At 69.4% G+C, this 19,610-nt stretch carries 14 protein-coding genes; 8 read left to right on the top strand and 6 right to left on the bottom strand.

All coding sequences use genetic code 11. The features are described from left to right. Positions 1–160 precede the first annotated feature (160 nt). Positions 161–1,357, top strand: coding sequence for a branched-chain amino acid ABC transporter substrate-binding protein (locus EV683_RS11935; protein WP_131862928.1), 1,197 nt, complete (start codon positions 161–163; stop codon positions 1,355–1,357). A gap of 167 nt (positions 1,358–1,524) precedes the next feature. Here the strand turns inward: EV683_RS11935 and typA are convergent, their stop codons facing one another. Next, a complete protein-coding gene (typA, locus tag EV683_RS11930; protein WP_066609533.1) occupies positions 1,525–3,333 on the bottom strand; it encodes a translational GTPase TypA in 1,809 nt (602 codons plus the stop codon). Between the two features lie 144 nt (positions 3,334–3,477). Between typA and EV683_RS11925 the strand changes: the two genes are divergently transcribed. Further along, the gene (locus tag EV683_RS11925) at positions 3,478–4,329 is read left to right on the top strand and encodes a hypothetical protein (protein ID WP_131862927.1); all 852 of its coding nucleotides are present in this window, start codon (positions 3,478–3,480) and stop codon (positions 4,327–4,329) included. 474 nt (positions 4,330–4,803) lie between these two features. Here the strand turns inward: EV683_RS11925 and EV683_RS11920 are convergent, their stop codons facing one another. Then, positions 4,804–6,042, bottom strand: coding sequence for a D-amino acid dehydrogenase (locus EV683_RS11920; RefSeq protein ID WP_131862926.1), 1,239 nt, complete (start codon positions 6,040–6,042; stop codon positions 4,804–4,806). A 54-nt stretch (positions 6,043–6,096) separates the two neighbouring features. Next, positions 6,097–6,924 carry an IclR family transcriptional regulator gene (locus EV683_RS11915; protein ID WP_131862925.1) on the bottom strand — a complete coding sequence of 276 codons (828 nt, stop codon included), beginning with the start codon at positions 6,922–6,924 and terminating at the stop codon, positions 6,097–6,099. 158 nt (positions 6,925–7,082) lie between these two features. On the opposite strand from EV683_RS11915, the gene xsc (EV683_RS11910) reads away from it, so the two are divergent. From xsc (EV683_RS11910) to EV683_RS11895, 4 genes are all read left to right on the top strand, one after another. Beyond that, positions 7,083–8,891: a sulfoacetaldehyde acetyltransferase gene (gene xsc, locus EV683_RS11910; protein WP_207910454.1), complete on the top strand. Its 1,809-nt coding sequence runs from the start codon at positions 7,083–7,085 to the stop codon at positions 8,889–8,891. A 101-nt stretch (positions 8,892–8,992) separates the two neighbouring features. Next, positions 8,993–10,012 (top strand): phosphate acetyltransferase, encoded by a 1,020-nt coding sequence (gene pta / locus EV683_RS11905; protein WP_131862924.1) that lies wholly within the window; start codon positions 8,993–8,995, stop codon positions 10,010–10,012. After that, positions 10,009–10,785: a sulfite exporter TauE/SafE family protein gene (locus EV683_RS11900; RefSeq protein ID WP_131862923.1), complete on the top strand. Its 777-nt coding sequence runs from the start codon at positions 10,009–10,011 to the stop codon at positions 10,783–10,785. Before pta ends, EV683_RS11900 begins: the two co-directional genes overlap by 4 nt. Positions 10,786–10,810: 25 nt before the next feature. Beyond that, a complete protein-coding gene (locus EV683_RS11895) occupies positions 10,811–12,691 on the top strand; it encodes a methyl-accepting chemotaxis protein (RefSeq protein ID WP_131862922.1) in 1,881 nt (626 codons plus the stop codon). 64 nt (positions 12,692–12,755) lie between these two features. On the opposite strand, the gene EV683_RS11890 is transcribed toward EV683_RS11895, so the two are convergent. The 3 genes from EV683_RS11890 to EV683_RS11880 all read right to left on the bottom strand — a co-directional run bounded on the left by EV683_RS11890 (position 12,756) and on the right by EV683_RS11880 (position 16,375). Further along, positions 12,756–14,471, bottom strand: coding sequence for a cobaltochelatase CobT-related protein (locus EV683_RS11890; protein WP_207910455.1), 1,716 nt, complete (start codon positions 14,469–14,471; stop codon positions 12,756–12,758). Beyond that, entirely contained in the window at positions 14,468–15,445 is a 978-nt protein-coding gene (locus tag EV683_RS11885) for an AAA family ATPase (RefSeq protein ID WP_131862921.1), read from the bottom strand. Before EV683_RS11885 ends, EV683_RS11890 begins: the two co-directional genes overlap by 4 nt. A gap of 96 nt (positions 15,446–15,541) precedes the next feature. Next, the gene (locus EV683_RS11880; protein ID WP_131862920.1) at positions 15,542–16,375 is read right to left on the bottom strand and encodes an IclR family transcriptional regulator; all 834 of its coding nucleotides are present in this window, start codon (positions 16,373–16,375) and stop codon (positions 15,542–15,544) included. Positions 16,376–16,533: 158 nt separating this feature from the next. Between EV683_RS11880 and xsc (EV683_RS11875) the strand changes: the two genes are divergently transcribed. Together xsc (EV683_RS11875) and EV683_RS11870 are read left to right on the top strand one after the other, a co-directional pair. Beyond that, positions 16,534–18,342 (top strand): sulfoacetaldehyde acetyltransferase, encoded by a 1,809-nt coding sequence (gene xsc / locus EV683_RS11875; RefSeq protein ID WP_207910454.1) that lies wholly within the window; start codon positions 16,534–16,536, stop codon positions 18,340–18,342. A 102-nt stretch (positions 18,343–18,444) separates the two neighbouring features. Continuing rightward, positions 18,445–19,482 carry a YeiH family protein gene (locus EV683_RS11870; protein WP_131862919.1) on the top strand — a complete coding sequence of 346 codons (1,038 nt, stop codon included), beginning with the start codon at positions 18,445–18,447 and terminating at the stop codon, positions 19,480–19,482. The last annotated feature ends 128 nt before the right edge of the window (positions 19,483–19,610 follow it).

Here is a 19,610-nt window from a genome sequence, read left to right as displayed (position 1 = left end):
TCCACGGTGTCGATTGTATACAAGCGACACCGTGCCCGGCCGCGACGCCCACCCCGCGCCCGCGCGCCGACCGACCATGCGTGCCACAAGCACCACATGGGCATGGCCCTGACGACCCGATTACAGACAGCTTGCGTCTTAAACGAACAAGGGCAATTCCATGCAGTTCTTCCGCTACACCCTCATCGCCGCCGGCGTCGCCGCGCTGGCCGCGTGCAACAAGGCCGCCGATAGCGCCGAGGCGCCGAAACAGGCCGCCCAGGGCGGCGAAATCGTCGTCAAGATTGGCTCGGCCAACCCGCTGACCGGCCCGTTCGCCCACTGGGGTCGCGACAGCGACAACGGCGTCAAGCTCGCCGTCGACGAGGCCAACGCCGAAGGGCTGACTCTCGACGGCAAACAGGCCAAGTTCGAGGTCGTCTCCGAAGACGACCAGGCCGACCCCAAGGTCGCCACCCAGGTCGCGCAGCGCTTCGTCGACGCCGGCGTGGCCGGCGTGGTCGGTCACCTGACCTCGGGCGCCACCATCCCGGCCTCGCGCATCTATTCCGACGCCGGCATCCCGATGGTCGCCGCCTCGGTCACCAGCCCGAAATTCACCCAGCAGGGCTACAACAATACCTATCGCATCATCGCCAACGACGCGCAGCAGGGCGAGGCGCTGGCCAGGTTCGCGACCGCGTCGCTGAACGCCAAAAAGATCGCGGTGATCGACGACCGCACCACCTACGGCCAGGGCCTGGCCGACGACTTCGCCAAGGCGGTCGAAGCAGCCGGCGGCAAGGTGGTCAAACGCGAGTACACCACCAACAACGCGACCGACTTCATGGCCATCCTGACGTCGATCAAGGGCGAGCAGCCCGACCTGGTGTTCTACGGCGGCATGGACGCGCAGGCCGGCCCGATGGTCAAGCAGATGGCCAAGGTCGGCCTGAAGGCCGCCTTCATGGGCGCCGACGGCATCAATACCGCCGAGTTCGTCAAGCTGTCCGGCAAGGACGGCGAGAACGCCTACGCGTCGAGCGCCGGCGCGCCCAAGGACCAGATGCCGGGCTTCGCGTCGTTCAACGAGAAGTTCAAGACCAAGTTCGGCGCCGAGATCCAGGCCTACGCACCGTACACCTACGACGCAACCCGCGTGCTGATCGACGCGATGAAGCGCGCCGGCTCGGCCGACCCGAAGAAATACCTGCCGGAACTGGCCAAGACCAAGTTCGACGGCGTGACCGGTCCGATCGAGTTCGACGCCAAGGGCGACATCAAGAACGGCACCGTGGCGCTGTACCAGCTCAAGGCCGGCAAGTGGGAAACCGTCGGCGCGCCGGCGGCCAAGACCGACGCCTCGGCCGCAAAGTAAGCCGGAAAGAAACAAGGTTGGCCGAGCCCCGGCCGACCTTGGACGCAAAAGGCCGCGCAACGCGGCCTTTTGCTTCAGGCATCCCGGATCCAAGGACAGCCCCCCGGACGACAGACACAAAAAAGGCACCCCGCAGGGTGCCCTTTTCCATCGGTCAGCCGACCGCCTCAGGCGTTCTTGCTCTTGCGACGCTCGTGCTCCTGCAGGAAGCGCTTGCGCAGACGGATGTTTTTCGGCGTGATCTCGACGATCTCGTCGTCGTCGATGAACTCGACCGCCGATTCCAGCGTCAGCTTGATCGGGGTGGTCAGGCGCACCGCTTCGTCGGTACCGGAGGCGCGGACGTTGGTCAGCTTCTTGCCCTTGAGCGGGTTCACCACCAGGTCGTTGTCGCGGCTGTGAATGCCGATGATCATGCCCTCGTACAGCTTGTCGCCCGGCGACACGAACATGCGGCCGCGGTCTTCCAGGTTCCACAGCGCGTAGGCGACGGCTTCGCCGGTTTCCTGCGAGATCAGCACGCCGTTGTGACGGCCCGGCATGTCGGCTTTCACCGGCGCGTAGTCGTCGAACACGTGGCTCATCAGACCGGTGCCGCGGGTCATGGTCAGGAAGTCGCCCTGGAAACCGATCAGGCCGCGAGCCGGGATGTGGTACTCGAGGCGGGTACGGCCCTGGCCGTCCGACTCCATATTGGTCAGCTCGCCGCGGCGGCGGCCGAGTTCTTCCATCACGGCGCCCTGGTGACCGTCTTCGAGGTCGATGGTCAGGTTCTCGTACGGCTCGCACTTGACGCCGTCGATGTCCTTGAACACGACGCGCGGCTTGCCGACCGCGAGCTCGAAGCCTTCACGGCGCATGTTTTCCAAGAGGATGGTCAGGTGCAGCTCGCCACGACCGGAGACGCGGAACACGTCGGCGTCTTCGGTGTCTTCGACGCGCAGCGCGACGTTGGTCAGCAGCTCCTTGGTCAGGCGGTCGCGGATCTGGCGGCTGGTGACGAACTTGCCCTCGGTGCCGGCCAGCGGCGAGGTATTGACCATGAAGTCCATCGTCAGCGTCGGTTCGTCGACCGACAGCACCGGCAGGCCGACCGGCGCGTCGCGGTCGCAGATGGTCACGCCGATGCCGATGTCGTCCAGGCCCGAGATGATGACGATGTCTCCGGCTTCGGCCTCCTCGACCGGCACGCGCTCCAGGCCCTTGAAGCCGAGTACCTGGTTGATGCGGCCCTGTGCGACCTGGTCTTCATGGTTCATCACGACGACAACCTGGCCCGGCTTGATGCGGCCGTTCAGGATGCGGCCGAGGCCGAGGCGACCGGTGTAGGTCGAGTAGTCGAGCGCCGAGATCTGCAGCTGCAGCGGCGCCTCCGGATCGCCCGACGGGGTCGGCACGTGCTTGAGCACGGTGTCGAACAGCGGCCGCATGTTGTCGGATTCGTCGGCCAGTTCGTACTTGGCGAAGCCGGACAGGCCCGAGGCGTAGATGATCGGGAAGTCGAGCTGCTCGTCGGTGGCGCCGAGCTTGTCGAACAGGTCGAAGGTCTGGTCGACCACCCAGTCCGGGCGCGCGCCCGGACGGTCGATCTTGTTGATCACGACGATCGGGCGCAGGCCAAGCGCCAGCGCCTTCTTGGTCACGAAGCGGGTCTGCGGCATCGGGCCTTCGACCGCGTCGACCAGCAGCACCACGCCGTCGACCATGCCCAGCACGCGCTCCACCTCGCCGCCGAAGTCGGCGTGGCCCGGGGTGTCGACGATGTTGATGTGCACGCCTTCGTACTCGATGGCGGTGTTCTTGGCGAGGATGGTGATGCCACGCTCTCGTTCGAGATCGTTGCTGTCCATCACGCGCTCGTCGACTTGCTGGTTCTCGCGGAAGGTGCCGCTCTGTTTCAGCAATTGGTCGACCAGGGTGGTTTTGCCGTGGTCGACGTGGGCAATGATGGCGATGTTGCGGATTTGACGGGTCATGGTGCGCTTTGTGGGCGGAGAGAAAAATCGCGAGATTCTATCATGGTTTGCACGAAGTCACGAAGCCCTGCGCGCCGCGCCGCCCCGCTTGGGCCGTTTCGGCCGTTTCGGTACACTTCGCCCGTTTCGATCTGGAGAATCCCCATGTACGACTGGAACGCCCTGTGGCACGAACACGCCGGCTTCCGCGCCGGGCTCGACCTGGCGCACGCCGACCTCAACGCGCTCGAAGCCTCGTTGTCGGCGTCGCTGTTCAAGCCGGCGCGCGACGACAAGGACGTGGCGGTCTACGAGACCGGCGACCGCTTCATCCTGCTGGGCCACCAGGACGGCCTGCAGATGCTCGAGGTGGCCAAGCACGCGCTGTTCGACCTGACGCTGCGCGTGGTGGTCGACGACGAGGGCCAGGGCATGGCGCCGCCCTACCTCGAGGCGCTGATCGACAACCTCGCGACCGGCGAATCGGGCGAATGGCGCGGTTCGCTGACGCTGAACCCGGACGGCATCGCGCTCGTCAACGGCCAGGTACTGTCGCCCGAACTGCTGCCCGACATGCTGTTCCCGGAGCTGGCCTTCACGCAGACGCCGCACTTTCGCGACCAGTTGGCCGAGCGCTGGCGCGAGGAGCTGAGCGCCGAGTTGCCGATGGTCGAGGCCGCGCTCGGCGGCGGCGCAGCGGCTGAGGCGGACGCCGACCTGTCGCCGGCGCGCATGCAGCAGATCTACGACCGCTACGCCGAAATGGTGCGTCGCGAACAGGCGACGCTGTCGCGCATTTTCAGCGACGCCGAGCTCAAACTGGTCGCCGCCGCGCTCCACGGGGTCGGCTTCGAATCGGCGGCCTCCTGCCGTGGCCTGTGGCTGGTGGTCGAAGCGCAACTAATCGACGCCGAACCGGACCGCGAGTTCGGGGTCGACGCGCGAGCGTTGCTCGACAAGATGAAGGGGCTGAGCTATGCGCAGGAGATCGCGCTGATCGAAGGGCTGGCCGGCTGAGGCGCAAAGAAAAACGGGCGGCCGAGGCCGCCCCAATCCCATCCATACCAAGTCGGAAGTCGCCTCCCAACGCCGCCACTATATGCCATCGGTATCATCCTGTCATCACCCGGCAAGATGGTTTTATGTGAAGATTTTGTTTTTGCGCACAAGTCGCGTTGTTTGGTTTAAATTCCTTACGCCATAAACAGGTTTTTACTGAACAATCACCTCCCGTCGATCCGGACCCGGCTCGCCGAGGGCGTAAAAGAAATGCGGCCAAGGCAAGCCGCGCCGGACCACCCGAAGCCAGCCAGGCTCACACCCCACAGCAGCGCAAGCAACACGGCCGGCGACGCGTGCTACACCGGAACCGGGCCGATCCTCCCGCCCCCCCTGTCGACACCCATAAAGTTTCATATGAAGCAAATCACATCGAACAGGCACTTCACTGCCGCCTTCGCGGGACGCATCCGCAGCCCAAAACCGGGCACGCTAGCGGAACGGAAAGTCGAGCGGCGGGGCCCGCCCGTCGACGAGCTCGGCCAGGGCAGCCCCCGAGCCGCACGCCATCGTCCAGCCCAGGGTACCGTGACCGGTATTGACCCAGAGGTTGGGATAGCCGAGGCGCCCGATGGCCGGAACGCCAGACGGCATCACCGGCCTGAGCCCGCACCAGAACTGCGGCGGGCCGTCGGGGTTCAAGTCAGGGAACAACATCCTCGTGCGGTGGATCAGCGCGTCGCAGCGGATGGGATTGAGGCCGAGGTCGAAGCCGGTGAACTCGGCGGTCCCCGCGACGCGCAGCCGCTGGCCCAGACGCGAAAAAACCAGTTTGTGGCCGTCGTCGGTGAGGCTGACGGTCGGCGCGACACTGTCGTCGGACAACGGGATGGTCGCCGAGTAGCCCTTGGCGGGATAGACGGGCAGCGAAACGCCGAGCGGCGCCAGCAACAAGGGGCTGTAGCTCCCCAGCGCGACGACGTAGGCGTCGGCGACATGGCGCCTGCCGTCGGCCGTCACGACCGCGGCGATCCGCCCGCCTTCGGCCTCGATGCGCAGGGCAGCCTGGCCGAGCTCGAATTCCACCCCGGCCCGCCGGCAATGACCGGCCAGGCCCTCGGTGAAACGGCGGGCGTCGCCCGACTCGTCCTCCGGCGTATAGTCGCCGCCGACCAGCCTGTCGCGGGCGAGCGCCAGCGCAGGCTCTATCTTCACGCACTCGTCGGCGGACACCGCCCGCCGGTCGCAGCCGTGTTCGCGCAGGACGGCCGCCGCACGGGTCGCCCTGTCGAACTCGTTGCGGTCCGTGTAGACGTGCAGGATGCCGCGCTGCAGCTGGTCGTAGTCGAGCGACAGTTCGCGGCGCAGCTCGCCAAGGCAGCGCCGGCTGTAGAGCGCCAGCTCGACGATGCGGCGGATGTTCTCCCGGGTCCGCCCCGGCGTGCACTCGCGCAGGAAGCGCAGCGTCCAGCCCAACAGGCGCGGGTCGGCCCGCAGCCGGAACAGCAGCGGCGCGTCTTCCTTGCCGAGCCAGCGCAAGGCCTTGAGCGGCGTGTGCGGGTTGGCCCAGGGCTCGGCGTGCGACACCGATATCTGACCGCCGTTGGCGAAGCTCGTCTCCCTCGCCGGCGCGTCCCTGCGGTCGATCACCGTCACCTCGTGGCCGTTGCGTGACAGATACCAGGCCGACGCGACGCCCACCACGCCGGCCCCCAGAACGATAATCCTCATACCTCCCCCCCCTTCTTCCGGAACGGCCCCGGCGCGGCCACCCCTGCGGGCGGCTCAATCGTCCGGCGCTTGCTTGACCCTCGTTTGCGCGTCCGCCTCGATGGCGGCGATGGCGGCGGCGGCGCGGCGCAAGGCCGGCAGGTGACGCGCCGCCTCGCCCGCCTTCAGCCGCATCACCGGCGCCTGCAGCGCCAGACCCAGGTTCGACGGGCCGCCGTCCGCCGCCGGCACCAGCACCCCGACGCACACCAGTCCCGGCAGAAACTCCTCGTCGTCCAGCGCGTAACCGTCCCGACCCACCCGCGCGATCTCCGCCTCCAGCGCCTCGGGCGCGGTCAGCGTCCGCTCGGTGTAGCGCGCCAGCGGCGCGTGCGCCAGCAGCCGCCGCCGCTGCGCCGCGCTCAGCTGCGCCAGGAACAGCTTGCCGGTCGCCGAACAGTGCGCCGGCACCCGCGACCCCGGATGCAGGTAGAAGCGCAGCGGCGCCGCCGTCTCCACCCGGTCCAGGTACAGCACCTCGCCGCCCGAGAAGGCGGTCAGGTTGCAGCTCTCGCCGACCTCCTCGACCAGCTGGCGCAGCACCGCGTGCCGCGCGCCGTGCGCGGTGTCGTTCAGCAGCAGCGTCTCCGCCAGCCGCCGCAGCCGCAGCCCGGTACCGTACTGCCGACCGTCGCCGTCGCGCTGCAGCATGCCGGCCGATTCCAGCTGCTGCAGCATGCGGTGCAGCGTCGGCTTCGGCAGCCCGGTCTCCTCGACCAGCTCCTGCAGCGTGAACAGCCGGTCCTTGCCGGCGATCACCTCCAGCAGCGCGAACAGCCGCAGCGTCGGCGTGTCGCCGTCCAGTTTCGCGTCGCCCCGGCTCGGGCGCGTGTCGTCGTTCATGTTGGCCTCATCTTAGTCGAGTTTCACTTTTAGATACAAATTGTACCGTTTATTGAAATTTATTGTTGACCGGCGCGCGACTTCGCCCTACATTGCCAGTCAAGCAACACTTTCCGGAACGATTGGTTCCGTTTTATTGACGCAACGGAGACGCCCCCATGAGCGATCGCAACACCGCCGCCGCCAGCGGCCCGCAAACGATGACCCCCTCGGAAGCCTTCGTCGAAACCCTGGCCGCCAACGGCGTGACCGAGATGTTCGGCATCATGGGCTCCGCCTTCATGGACGCGATGGACATCTTCGCCCCCGCCGGCATCCGCCTGATCCCGGTGGTCCACGAACAGGGCGCCGGCCACATGGCCGACGGCTACGCCCGCGTCTCCGGCCGCCACGGCGTGGTGATCGGCCAGAACGGCCCCGGCATCTCCAACTGCGTGACCTCGATCGCCGCCGCCTACTGGGCGCACAGCCCGGTGGTGATCGTCACCCCGGAAGCCGGCACCACCGGCATCGGCCTCGGCGGCTTCCAGGAAGCCAAACAGCTGCCGATGTTCCAGGAATTCACCAAGTACCAGGGACACGTCACCCATCCTGCCCGCATGGCCGAGTTCACCGCGCGCTGCTTCGACCGCGCGATGGCCGAGATGGGCCCGACCCAGCTCAACATCCCGCGCGACTACTTCTACGGCGAGATCAAGGCCGAGATCCCGCAGCCGCGCCGCCTCGACCGCGGCGCCGGCGGCGAAGCCAGCCTCAACGAGGCGGCCGAGCTGCTGGCCAACGCCCGGTTCCCGGTGATCATCTCCGGCGGCGGCGTAGTGATGGCCGACGCCGTCGAGGAATGCAAGGCCTTGGCCGAGCGCCTCGGCGCGCCGGTGGTCAACAGCTACCTGCACAACGACTCCTTCCCGGCCAGCCACCCGCTGTGGTGCGGCCCGCTCGGTTACCAGGGCTCCAAGGCGGCGATGAAGCTGATCGCGCGCGCCGACGTGGTGGTCGCGCTCGGCTCCCGCCTCGGCCCGTTCGGCACCCTGCCGCAGCACGGCCTCGACTACTGGCCGAAGCACGCCAAGATCATCCAGATCGACGCCGACCACAAGATGCTCGGCCTGGTGAAGAAGATCTCGGTCGGCATCTGCGGCGACGCCAAGGCGGCCGCCGTCGCCCTCACCCAGCGCCTCGCCAACCGCACCCTCGCCTGCGACGCCAGCCGCGAAGCGCGCGCCGACGTCATCGCCACCGAGAAGGCCGCCTGGGAGCAGGAACTGGACGAGTGGACCCACGAGCGCGACGCGTTCAGCCTCGACATGATCGAGGAGCAAAAGCGCGAACGCACCTTCAACGGCGGACACTACCTGCACCCGCGCCAGGTGCTGCGCGAACTCGAGAAGGCGATGCCCGACGACGTCATGGTGTCCACCGACATCGGCAACATCAATTCGGTCGCCAACAGCTACCTGCGCTTCGAGAAACCGCGCAGCTTCTTCGCCGCCATGAGCTGGGGCAACTGCGGCTACGCCTTCCCCACCATCATCGGCGCCAAGGTCGCCGCGCCGCACCGCCCGGCCGTCTCCTACGCCGGCGACGGCGCCTGGGGCATGAGCCTGATGGAAACCCTCACCTGCGTGCGCCACAACATCCCGGTCACCGCCGTGGTGTTCCACAACCGCCAGTGGGGCGCCGAGAAGAAGAACCAGGTCGACTTCTACAACCGCCGCTTCGTCGCCGGCGAACTCGACAACCCCAGCTTCGCCCAAATCGCCCGCGCCATGGGCGCCGAGGGCATCGTCGTCGACCGCCTCGAGGACGTCGGACCCGCGCTGAAAAAAGCCATCGACCTGCAGATGAACCACGGCAAAACCTGCATCGTCGAGATCCTCTGCACCCGCGAACTCGGCGACCCCTTCCGCCGCGACGCCCTCGCCAAACCCACCCGACTGCTCGACAAGTACAAGGACTACGTCTGAGCCAATGCCGGGCCGGGGGCGGCCTTGTCCGCACCCGGCCCGGGCCGCGACCGGTCCGCAGAGACCGCGCGGCCTGCCCCACTCTTCGAGGAGCGAATACCATGAAAGCGATCAACCGCATCGTCGAGCGCGCCCGGGCAAGGCCCTTGCGCATCGTGCTGTGCGAAGGTGAGGACAAGCGCATCCTGCGCGCGGCCGAACGCGCGAACCGCGAAGGGATAGCGCGCATCGTCATCGTCGGCAAGGAGGAGGCGATCCGGCGCGAGGCGCAGACGGCCGGCGTCAAGCTGAACGGCATCGAGCTGGTCGACCCGGCCACCTCGGCGCTCGCGCCCTCGTTCGCGCACAAGCTGTTCGCGCTGCGCCAGAAGAAGGGCATGACGCTCGACGAGGCCAGGCGCGAGGCGCTCAAGCCGCTGTGCTTCGCCAACCTGATGGTGACGCTCGGCCACGCCGACGGCTCGGTCGCCGGCGCCGTCCACCCCACCGCCGACGTCGTGCGCCACGCGATCCAGATCATCGGCGTCGACCCGGCGTTCAAGCTGGTCTCGAGCTTCTTCCTGATGATGCTGTGCGAGCCCTTCCACACGCTCAAGGGCGGGCTGATTTTTTCCGACTGCGGCCTCGTCGTCGAGCCCGACGCGCAGGAGCTGTCCGAGATCGCGATGGCGGCGGCCGACAGTGCCCAAAGCCTGCTGATGGACGAGCCGCGCGTCGCGATGCTGTCGTTCTCGACCAGCGGCAGCGCCCGGCACGCGGCGGTCGACAAGGTGGTCGACGCGACCCGGCGCGTCAGGGCGCAGCGCCCCGGCCTCGCGATCGACGGCGACGTGCAACTGGACGCGGCCATCGTCGCCGAGATCGCCGAGCGCAAGGTCGAGAACTCGGCGGTGAACGGCCGCGCCAACGTGCTCGTCTTCCCCAACCTCGAGGCCGGCAACATCGGCTACAAGTTGGCCGAGCGCGTCGGCGGCGCGAAGGCGATCGGCCCGCTGCTGCAGGGCTTGCGGAAACCGGCCAACGACCTGTCGCGCGGCTGCAGCGCCGACGACGTGTTCCACGTCATCGCGGTGACCGTGGTCCAGGCGCAGGCCGCGCGCGCCGCCGGCTTGACGCGATGAGCGCCGACACGCTGCTGCCCTTTCTCGCGCTGATGGCGGTCGCGAGCTATTTCCAGACCGTCACCGGCTTCGGGCTCGGCATGATCGTAATGGGCGCGACCAGCAGCCTGGGCCTCGCGCCGCTCGCCTCGGTCGCGGCCGTGGTCAGCCTGGTGACGCTGGCCAACAGCGCCGTCGCGCTGCCCGGCCGGCTGCACCACGTCGACTGGCGCGCGGTGCGCGCGGCGAGCGCCGGCATCCTGCCGTCCATCGTCGCCGGCGTGCTGCTGCTCGACTACCTGTCGAACGCGGCCGCCGACCTGCTGCAACTGCTGCTCGGCGCGGTGATCGTCTACGGCGGGCTGAGCGCCGCGCTGCGCCCGGCGCCGCTCGCGCGGCGGTCCGGCGACGGCAGCTTCTTCGTCAGCGGCGTGTTCGGCGGCCTGCTCAGCGGCCTGTTCGGCGTCTCCGGCCCGCCGCTGATCTTCCAGTTCTACCGCCAGCCGATGAGCCTGCTCGAGATCCGCTGCGTGCTGATCCTGATCTTCACCGTCACCTCGAGCACGCGCACGCTGTTCACCGCCTGGCAGGGCCAGTTGACCGCCGATATCTGGTGGCAAAGCGCGCTGGCCGTGCCGGCGGTGGCGCTGGCCACCGTCGCCGGCCGGCGCTGGCCGCCGCCCTTCTCGGCGCCGACGACCCGCCGCCTCGCCTTCGCCACGCTGATCCTGATCGGCTGCCACCTGATGCTGCCCACGCTGCTGCGCTGGGCGCAGGCGGCGGCCGGCGCCTAGCGGACCCCACCGTAAGGATGCCCCGATGAAGATTTCGCACAAGGTCGGCCTCGCCGCCGCCACCGTCCTGCTGCTCTCGTGCGGCCTGCTGTCGCTGTGGCAGGTCCACGAGGTGCGCGCGAGCCTGCGCGAGCAGGCCGAGGCCAACATCCGCGAGAGCGGCGCCACGCTCGCGCGCCAGATCGAGCACTGGCTGAACGCCCGGCTCGCGCTGGTCGACATGGTGTCGCAGACCGTAGACGCCGACTTCGGCGACGCGCAGATCCAGCGCGCCTTCGAACGCCCGCTGCTCGGACAGTCCTTCCTGCTCGTGTTCGGCGGGCTAGAGCGCGACGGCGCGCGGATCACCAACACCCCGTCGTGGAACCCGCCCGGCTGGGACGCTCGCACGCGTCCGTGGTACCGGCTGGCCCGGGAAAGCAAGCACGCGGTACTGACCGCGCCCTACCCCGACGTGGCCACCGGCCAGATCCTGATCTCGGCCGTCGGCAAGCTCAGCGACCGCGGCCGCTTCATGGGCGCCTTCGGCGGCGACCTGAGCCTGAAGGCCGTTTCCGACGCGGTCAACACGCTGAATTTCAATGGCGCCGGCTACGCCTTCCTGATGGCGCGCGACGGCGCGATCATCGCCCACCCGGACGCCAAGCGCTTCGGCCAACCCTACGCCGGCCTGTTCGGCGGCCAGAGGCCCGCCCTCGAGCGCGCGCCGCGCGTCGTCGACGTCGGCCAGACGCGCCTCATCGTCTCCTTCGTGCCGCTGTCGGGCGTCAAGGGCGTCGACTGGTACGTCGGCGTGGTGCTCGACGAAGCCGCGGTGATGCGCGAGGCCGACGCGCTCAGCACGCGCGCCGCCGTCGGCACCGCGGCCGGCGTGCTGCTCAGCCTCCTGATCCTGGCCGCACTCGTCGCCCGCCAGCTCAGGCCGCTGTCGCGGCTGCGCGATTCGCTGCGCGAACTCAACCAGGGCGGCGGCGACCTGAGCCGCCGCCTGCCCGAGAACGGCCGCGACGAGATCGCCGGACTGTCGGCCGAGTTCAACCGCATGCTGGAGTCGCTGCAATCGCTGATCGGCGACGTCGCGGCGCGCGCCCGGGCCGTACGCGCCGCCAGCAGCCAGAGCGCGCAGGAGGCGGAACACGCGGCCGCGCAATTGCACGAGCAGATGGGCGAGATCGACCGGCTCGCCGCGGCGATGGCGGCGATGAGCGCCACCGCCCTCGAGGTCGCGCGGCACGCGGGCGAGGCCGCCGAGGCCGCCGTCTCGGCCAGGGCCGAAACCGAGACGGGCGCGGCCGTCGTCGCGCGCACCGCCACGGCGGTCGGCCTGCTGGCCGAGGAAACGGCCGACACCCGCCGCGCCATCGTCGAGCTGTCCCGACAGAGCCGCGACATCGAAACCATACTGACCACCATCACCGGCATCGCCGACCAGACCAACCTGCTGGCGCTGAACGCGTCGATCGAGGCGGCGCGCGCCGGCGAGGCCGGACGCGGCTTCGCGGTCGTCGCCGACGAGGTGCGCGCGCTGGCCTCGCTCACCCAGTCTTCCACGCACGAGATCCGCGGCATGATCGAACAGCTGCAGCAAGGTGTGGGCCTGGCCGAGGCGCGCATGCGGGCGACTAGCGAGGCGGCAGCCGGCGGCGCCGCCGAGGCGGACTCGGCGAAGGCGTCGCTGAGCCGGACGCGCGAGGCGATGGACCGCATCGACACGCTGAACCGGCAGATCGCCGAACTGGCGCGCGGACAAAGCGCGGCGGCCGGCGAGATCGACCGCAACACCCGGCACATCCGCGACATCGGCCACGCGCTCGACGAGGGGGCGCGGCAACAGGCCGGGCACTGCGCGGCGGTCGCCGAACAGGTAGAGCAGCAGGACGAAAGGCTGAGCCGCTTCGCCCTCTGAACCGGGCAAAACAAGACGCCGACCGGCTTGCCCGGTCGGCGTCTTTGCGTGCGAGAGCCACGCTTCAGCGCCGGGCGGCGGAGCCGATCAGCCGCACGAGGTCGCCGAACAGCGCCGCGTCGAGCGGCCGCGACAGGTCGACCGCCAGACTGCGCCGGTAGTAGGGCGAGAGGTCGAGCCCGACGCCGACGGCGACGATGCCGACGTCGCGCGCCGCCTCGTGGCGGGCGACCACCGCCTTCAGGTGGTTGTCGAGGTAGAAGGGGTCGTTGGCCTGGCCGGTCGCGCCGTCCATCGGGCTGCCGTCGGAAACGACGACCAGCAGGCGGCGCGCCTCGCCGCGCGCGAGCAACCGCCCGCACGCCCATTCGACCGCCTCGCCGTCGACGCCCTCGCGGAACAGGTCGGCCTTCAGCAAGGCGGCGATGTCGGCGCGGGCGCGCCGCCAGCGCCGGTCGGCGTCCTTGAACACCATGTGGCAGAGCTCGTTGAGCCGCCCCGGCTCGGCGGGACGGCCGCGCGCCAGCCAGTCGGCGCGCGCGCGGCCGCCGTTCCAGGCGCCGGTGGTGAAGCCGAGCACCTCGGTCGTCGCGCCGGCCGCCTCGAGCGCGCGCACCAGCACGTCGATCAGCGCCGCCACCGGCTCGATAGACGCCTTCATCGAACCCGAACAGTCGACGAGGAAGCCGACGACGCAGTCGGCCCGAGGCGTGCAACGCTCCTGGCGGAACACGCGCCGCTCGGCCGGCGAGCCGACGATCTGTGCGAGGCGCGCGCCGTCTATCCGCCCCTCCTCCTCGCCGAAGGACCAGCCGTCGCGCGCCGGCCGCGCGAGCGCCGCCGCCAGCGCGCACGCGAGCCGGGCGGGGTTGAGTCCGAGCCCGGCGATGCGCCGGTCGAGACGTTCGCGGTACTCGCGCAGCAGCGCGGCGCGCACCAGCTGGCCGGCGTCGACCTCGCGGTCGTAGCGCGTGGTGTAGACGCGGTAGCCCTGCGCCGACGCGTTGAGCACGCGGCTGCGGCCACTCGGCGCGACGGGGAAAACGTCGGCTGCCTCGTCGTCGAAGTCGAGCAGCAGCGCGAAGCCCGCCCGCGCGCCGCCCTCCTCGTCGTCGCCGTCCTCCCGCCCGCCGGCGGCGCGCGCCTCGCGCACGCTCTGGCCGACGACGCGCGCCAGTTCGAGCGCGTGGACGGCGAAGGCCGACTGCTCGCCCCGGCAACGCCGCAGGCCAGCCAGAGAGGCGCCGATGGCCGGCACGATGGCCGCGCGCGTCGCCTCTATCGTGTCCTCGGTGTCCTCGAGCACCGGCCAGCCGGTCAGCCGCGACCACGCGACCTGCGACACCGTGTAGAGCAGGATGCCCAGCTGTCCCTCGAGCAGGCCGCTGCGGGCGAAGTCGCGCGACCAGGCCTCGAAACGGTGGCGCAGATTCGCCGCCAGCCCAGGCATCGCCGGCGGCAGCCGGCTCTCGCAGCGCAGTTGCTCCAAGAGCTCGAAGACCAGGCGCTCGACCGGATCCTGCGGGCACAGGCTCCGGTGCAGTACCGGGTCGGAATGCAGCAGCCGCAACGCCGACGCGTCGGCGGCGCCGCGCAGCGACGCGAGGTCGTCGACGTCCGGATCGGTGTGCAGGTGGGGCGCGAAAAGCGGCAGGGGCGCGAGCTCGCGGCACAGCCGGCCACCGCGGTAGTGCAGCGCCGCGTCGCCGGTCAGCGCACGCACCGACGCCGCGCACAACGCCGCGAGCCGCTGCCGCCGGCCTTGCCCGGCGGCGCTCACGACAGCGCTCCGGGCGACGCGACCGCGCCCAGCTCGCGGCCGAAGCAGCGCTGGAAATATTCGGCGACGACGGGGCGCTCGGCCTCGTCGCACTTGTTGAGGAAGGTCAGCCGGAAGGCGAGCGCCGGGTCGCGGAAGATCTGGCAGTTCTCCGCCCAGGTGATCACGGTGCGCGGCGACATCAGGGTCGACACGTCGCCCGCCGCGAAGCCCTTGCGGGTCAGTTCGGCCAAGGCCACCATCGCGTCGACCCGGGCGCGGCCGGTCTCGTCGGCCAGCTCGGGCACGCGCGCGAGCACGATCTGGGCCTCCGCCTCGCGCGGCAGGTAGTCCAGCGTCGCGACGATATTCCAGCGGTCGATCTGCGCGTGGTTCAGCGTCTGCGTGCCGTGGTACAGGCCGTTGAGGTTGCCGAGCCCGACGGTGTTGGCCGTGGCGAACAGCCGGAAATAGGGGTGCGGGCGGATCACCCGGTTCTGGTCGAGCAGCGTGAACCTGCCGTCGCGCTCGAGGATGCGCTGGATCACGAACATCACGTCGGGCCGGCCGGCGTCGTACTCGTCGAAGATCAGCGCGACCGGGCGCTGCAGCGCCCACGGCACGATACCCTCCTGGAATTCGGTCAGCTGGCGGCCGTCGCGCACGACGATCGCGTCGCGGCCGACGAGGTCGAGCCGGCTGATGTGGCCGTCGAGGTTGACGCGCACGCAGGGCCAGTTGAGCCGCGCGGCGACCTGCTCGATATGGGTCGACTTGCCGGTGCCGTGCAGGCCCTGGACCATCACGCGGCGGTCGCGGGTGAAGCCGGACAGGATGGCCAGCGTCACCTCGGGGTCGAAGCGGTAGGCGTCGTCGACCTCGGGCACATGGTCGTCGCGCTCGGAAAAAGCCGGGACCATCAGCTCGGTGTCGACGCCGAACAGCTCGCGCGCGGAGACCAGCTTGTCGGGCCGGCCGTATGGGTTCTCTGTCACATCCCTCTCCTTTTGCCGCCGGGCTCGCGCCTCGGCCAAGCTTTGCGGCGGGCGGGTCGGCGCCCGCCGCGCCAAATGGAGAAGGACGCAAGAACGCTAGTCCTCCTCCCCTTTATTCAGTCGGCCACCGTCCGCCTCGATGGCGGCGATGGCGGCGATGGCGGCGGCGGCGCGGCGCAAGGCCGGCAGGTGACGCGCCGCCTCGCCCGCCTTCAGCCGCATCACCGGCGCCTGCAGCGCCAGACCCAGGTTCGACGGGCCGCCGTCCGCCGCCGGCACCAGCACCCCGACGCACACCAGTCCCGGCAGAAACTCCTCGTCGTCCAGCGCGTAACCGTCCCGACCCACCCGCGCGATCTCCGCCTCCAGCGCCTCGGGCGCGGTCAGCGTCCGCTCGGTGTAGCGCGCCAGCGGCGCGTGCGCCAGCAGCCGCCGCCGCTGCGCCGCGCTCAGCTGCGCCAGGAACAGCTTGCCGGTCGCCGAACAGTGCGCCGGCACCCGCGACCCCGGATGCAGGTAGAAGCGCAGCGGCGCCGCCGTCTCCACCCGGTCCAGGTACAGCACCTCGCCGCCCGAGAAGGCGGTCAGGTTGCAGCTCTCGCCGACCTCCTCGACCAGCTGGCGCAGCACCGCGTGCCGCGCGCCGTGCGCGGTGTCGTTCAGCAGCAGCGTCTCCGCCAGCCGCCGCAGCCGCAGCCCGGTACCGTACTGCCGACCGTCGCCGTCGCGCTGCAGCATGCCGGCCGATTCCAGCTGCTGCAGCATGCGGTGCAGCGTCGGCTTCGGCAGCCCGGTCTCCTCGACCAGCTCCTGCAGCGTGAACAGCCGGTCCTTGCCGGCGATCACCTCCAGCAGCGCGAACAGCCGCAGCGTCGGCGTGTCGCCGTCCAGTTTCGCGTCGCCCCGGCTCGGGCGCGTGTCGTCGTTCATGTTGGCCTCATCTTAGTCGAGTTTCACTTTTAGATACAAATTGTACCGTTTATTGAAATTTATTGTTGACCGGCGCGCGACTTCGCCCTACATTGCCAGTCAAGCAACACTTTCCGGAACGATTGGTTCCGTTTTATTGACGCAACGGAGACGCCCCCATGAGCGATCGCAACACCGCCGCCGCCAGCGGCCCGCAAACGATGACCCCCTCGGAAGCCTTCGTCGAAACCCTGGCCGCCAACGGCGTGACCGAGATGTTCGGCATCATGGGCTCCGCCTTCATGGACGCGATGGACATCTTCGCCCCCGCCGGCATCCGCCTGATCCCGGTGGTCCACGAACAGGGCGCCGGCCACATGGCCGACGGCTACGCCCGCGTCTCCGGCCGCCACGGCGTGGTGATCGGCCAGAACGGCCCCGGCATCTCCAACTGCGTGACCTCGATCGCCGCCGCCTACTGGGCGCACAGCCCGGTGGTGATCGTCACCCCGGAAGCCGGCACCACCGGCATCGGCCTCGGCGGCTTCCAGGAAGCCAAACAGCTGCCGATGTTCCAGGAATTCACCAAGTACCAGGGACACGTCACCCATCCTGCCCGCATGGCCGAGTTCACCGCGCGCTGCTTCGACCGCGCGATGGCCGAGATGGGCCCGACCCAGCTCAACATCCCGCGCGACTACTTCTACGGCGAGATCAAGGCCGAGATCCCGCAGCCGCGCCGCCTCGACCGCGGCGCCGGCGGCGAAGCCAGCCTCAACGAGGCGGCCGAGCTGCTGGCCAACGCCCGGTTCCCGGTGATCATCTCCGGCGGCGGCGTAGTGATGGCCGACGCCGTCGAGGAATGCAAGGCCTTGGCCGAGCGCCTCGGCGCGCCGGTGGTCAACAGCTACCTGCACAACGACTCCTTCCCGGCCAGCCACCCGCTGTGGTGCGGCCCGCTCGGTTACCAGGGCTCCAAGGCGGCGATGAAGCTGATCGCGCGCGCCGACGTGGTGGTCGCGCTCGGCTCCCGCCTCGGCCCGTTCGGCACCCTGCCGCAGCACGGCCTCGACTACTGGCCGAAGCACGCCAAGATCATCCAGATCGACGCCGACCACAAGATGCTCGGCCTGGTGAAGAAGATCTCGGTCGGCATCTGCGGCGACGCCAAGGCGGCCGCCGTCGCCCTCACCCAGCGCCTCGCCAACCGCACCCTCGCCTGCGACGCCAGCCGCGAAGCGCGCGCCGACGTCATCGCCACCGAGAAGGCCGCCTGGGAGCAGGAACTGGACGAGTGGACCCACGAGCGCGACGCGTTCAGCCTCGACATGATCGAGGAGCAAAAGCGCGAACGCACCTTCAACGGCGGACACTACCTGCACCCGCGCCAGGTGCTGCGCGAACTCGAGAAGGCGATGCCCGACGACGTCATGGTGTCCACCGACATCGGCAACATCAATTCGGTCGCCAACAGCTACCTGCGCTTCGAGAAACCGCGCAGCTTCTTCGCCGCCATGAGCTGGGGCAACTGCGGCTACGCCTTCCCCACCATCATCGGCGCCAAGGTCGCCGCGCCGCACCGCCCGGCCGTCTCCTACGCCGGCGACGGCGCCTGGGGCATGAGCCTGATGGAAACCCTCACCTGCGTGCGCCACAACATCCCGGTCACCGCCGTGGTGTTCCACAACCGCCAGTGGGGCGCCGAGAAGAAGAACCAGGTCGACTTCTACAACCGCCGCTTCGTCGCCGGCGAACTCGACAACCCCAGCTTCGCCCAAATCGCCCGCGCCATGGGCGCCGAGGGCATCGTCGTCGACCGCCTCGAGGACGTCGGACCCGCGCTGAAAAAAGCCATCGACCTGCAGATGAACCACGGCAAAACCTGCATCGTCGAGATCCTCTGCACCCGCGAACTCGGCGACCCCTTCCGCCGCGACGCCCTCGCCAAACCCACCCGACTGCTCGACAAGTACAAGGACTACGTCTGAGCCAATGCCGCCCCTGACGGGCGGCAAGCGCCGCCTCCCGGCCCGCCCGGGAGGCGCAAGGCGACGCCTTTTCGGTGACCCCACGCCCCGGAGCCCGACGACATGTTTTCCCAACTCGCCCTTCCCTTCCCGTCCGTGCTGACGCGGACACGCAGCCTGCTGCCGGGCTTCATGCTCTGCGGCGTCATCGCCGTGGCCGCCACCTTCGTCTCCGAGCACTACGGCGGCCCGCAATTCCTCTACGCGCTCCTGATCGGCATTGCCTTCCACTTCCTGTCCGACACCGAGAAATGCCTGCCCGGCATCGAGGTTTCGGCCAAGAAGCTGGTGCGTTTCGGCGTCGCCCTCCTGGGCGCGCGCATCGTCGCCAGCGACGTGAGCGCGCTCGGCCTCGCCGGCGTCGGCGCGCTGATCGGCGCGGTCGCGCTGACCATAGGCTTCGGCCTCCTGATGGCGCGCGTGCTCGGCCTGCCGTCCATGCTCGGCCTGCTCTCGGGCGGCGGCACCGGCATCTGCGGCATTTCGGCCACGCTGGCGATCTCGTCGACGCTGCCGGCGACGCGGGAGAACGAGCGCTACACCCTCCTGACCGCGATCGGCGTCGCGATCTTCTCGACCGTGGCGATGGTGCTCTACCCGCTGATCGTCAAGGCCGCCGGCCTCACGACCGCCGAGGCCGGGCTGTTCCTCGGCGGCTCGATCCACGACGTCGCGCAGGTGGTCGGAGCCGGCCTGATCATCTCGCCCGAGGTGGGCGACGCCGCGACGCTGTCCAAGATGTTCCGCGTGGCGATGTTGATGCCGGTCGTCATGATCCTCGCGCTGACCTTCCACGCCGAGCGCCAGAAAACCGCGACGGGTGGCGCCAAGGCCCCCATCCTGCCGCTCTTTCTCGTGGTATTCGCCGCGCTGGCCACGCTCAACAGCGTCGGCTGGCTGCCGCCCGCCGTCGTCGAGGCCAGCTCCACGCTGTCGCGCTGGTGCCTGGTGATCTCGATCGCCGCGCTCGGCATCAAGACCTCGCTCGAGAAGTTGGCCGAGCTGGGCTGGAAACCCATCGTGCTGATGTCGAGCGAAGCCGCCTTCGTCGCCGGCTACATGCTGCTGGTCGTCTACCTGAGCCGCAGCCTCACCGCCTGAACCCGAGGATTCGCCATGAACGCCCCGACCAACCTGAATACCGAAATGGTGGTGGACAGCGCCGCCATCCAGCCGCTGCCCAACTCGCGCAAGATCTACGTCGAGGGTTCGCGCCCCGACATCCGCGT

It is taken from the genome of Crenobacter luteus (assembly GCF_004345725.1).
In the GTDB taxonomy this organism is placed as follows: domain Bacteria; phylum Pseudomonadota; class Gammaproteobacteria; order Burkholderiales; family Chromobacteriaceae; genus Crenobacter; species Crenobacter luteus.
This window is presented reverse-complemented; position numbering and strand designations above follow the sequence as displayed.

Bases quoted from the DNA above. Each gene is read 5' to 3' on its own strand.
- EV683_RS11935 (WP_131862928.1), top strand. From the start codon at position 161: ATGCAGTTCTTCCGCTACACCCTCATCGCCGCCGGCGTCGCCGCGCTG.
- typA (WP_066609533.1), bottom strand. From the start codon at position 3,333: ATGACCCGTCAAATCCGCAACATCGCCATCATTGCCCACGTCGACCAC.
- EV683_RS11925 (WP_131862927.1), top strand. From the start codon at position 3,478: ATGTACGACTGGAACGCCCTGTGGCACGAACACGCCGGCTTCCGCGCC.
- EV683_RS11920 (WP_131862926.1), bottom strand. From the start codon at position 6,042: ATGAGGATTATCGTTCTGGGGGCCGGCGTGGTGGGCGTCGCGTCGGCC.
- EV683_RS11915 (WP_131862925.1), bottom strand. From the start codon at position 6,924: ATGAACGACGACACGCGCCCGAGCCGGGGCGACGCGAAACTGGACGGC.
- xsc (WP_207910454.1), top strand. From the start codon at position 7,083: ATGAGCGATCGCAACACCGCCGCCGCCAGCGGCCCGCAAACGATGACC.
- pta (WP_131862924.1), top strand. From the start codon at position 8,993: ATGAAAGCGATCAACCGCATCGTCGAGCGCGCCCGGGCAAGGCCCTTG.
- EV683_RS11900 (WP_131862923.1), top strand. From the start codon at position 10,009: ATGAGCGCCGACACGCTGCTGCCCTTTCTCGCGCTGATGGCGGTCGCG.
- EV683_RS11895 (WP_131862922.1), top strand. From the start codon at position 10,811: ATGAAGATTTCGCACAAGGTCGGCCTCGCCGCCGCCACCGTCCTGCTG.
- EV683_RS11880 (WP_131862920.1), bottom strand. From the start codon at position 16,375: ATGAACGACGACACGCGCCCGAGCCGGGGCGACGCGAAACTGGACGGC.
- xsc (WP_207910454.1), top strand. From the start codon at position 16,534: ATGAGCGATCGCAACACCGCCGCCGCCAGCGGCCCGCAAACGATGACC.
- EV683_RS11870 (WP_131862919.1), top strand. From the start codon at position 18,445: ATGTTTTCCCAACTCGCCCTTCCCTTCCCGTCCGTGCTGACGCGGACA.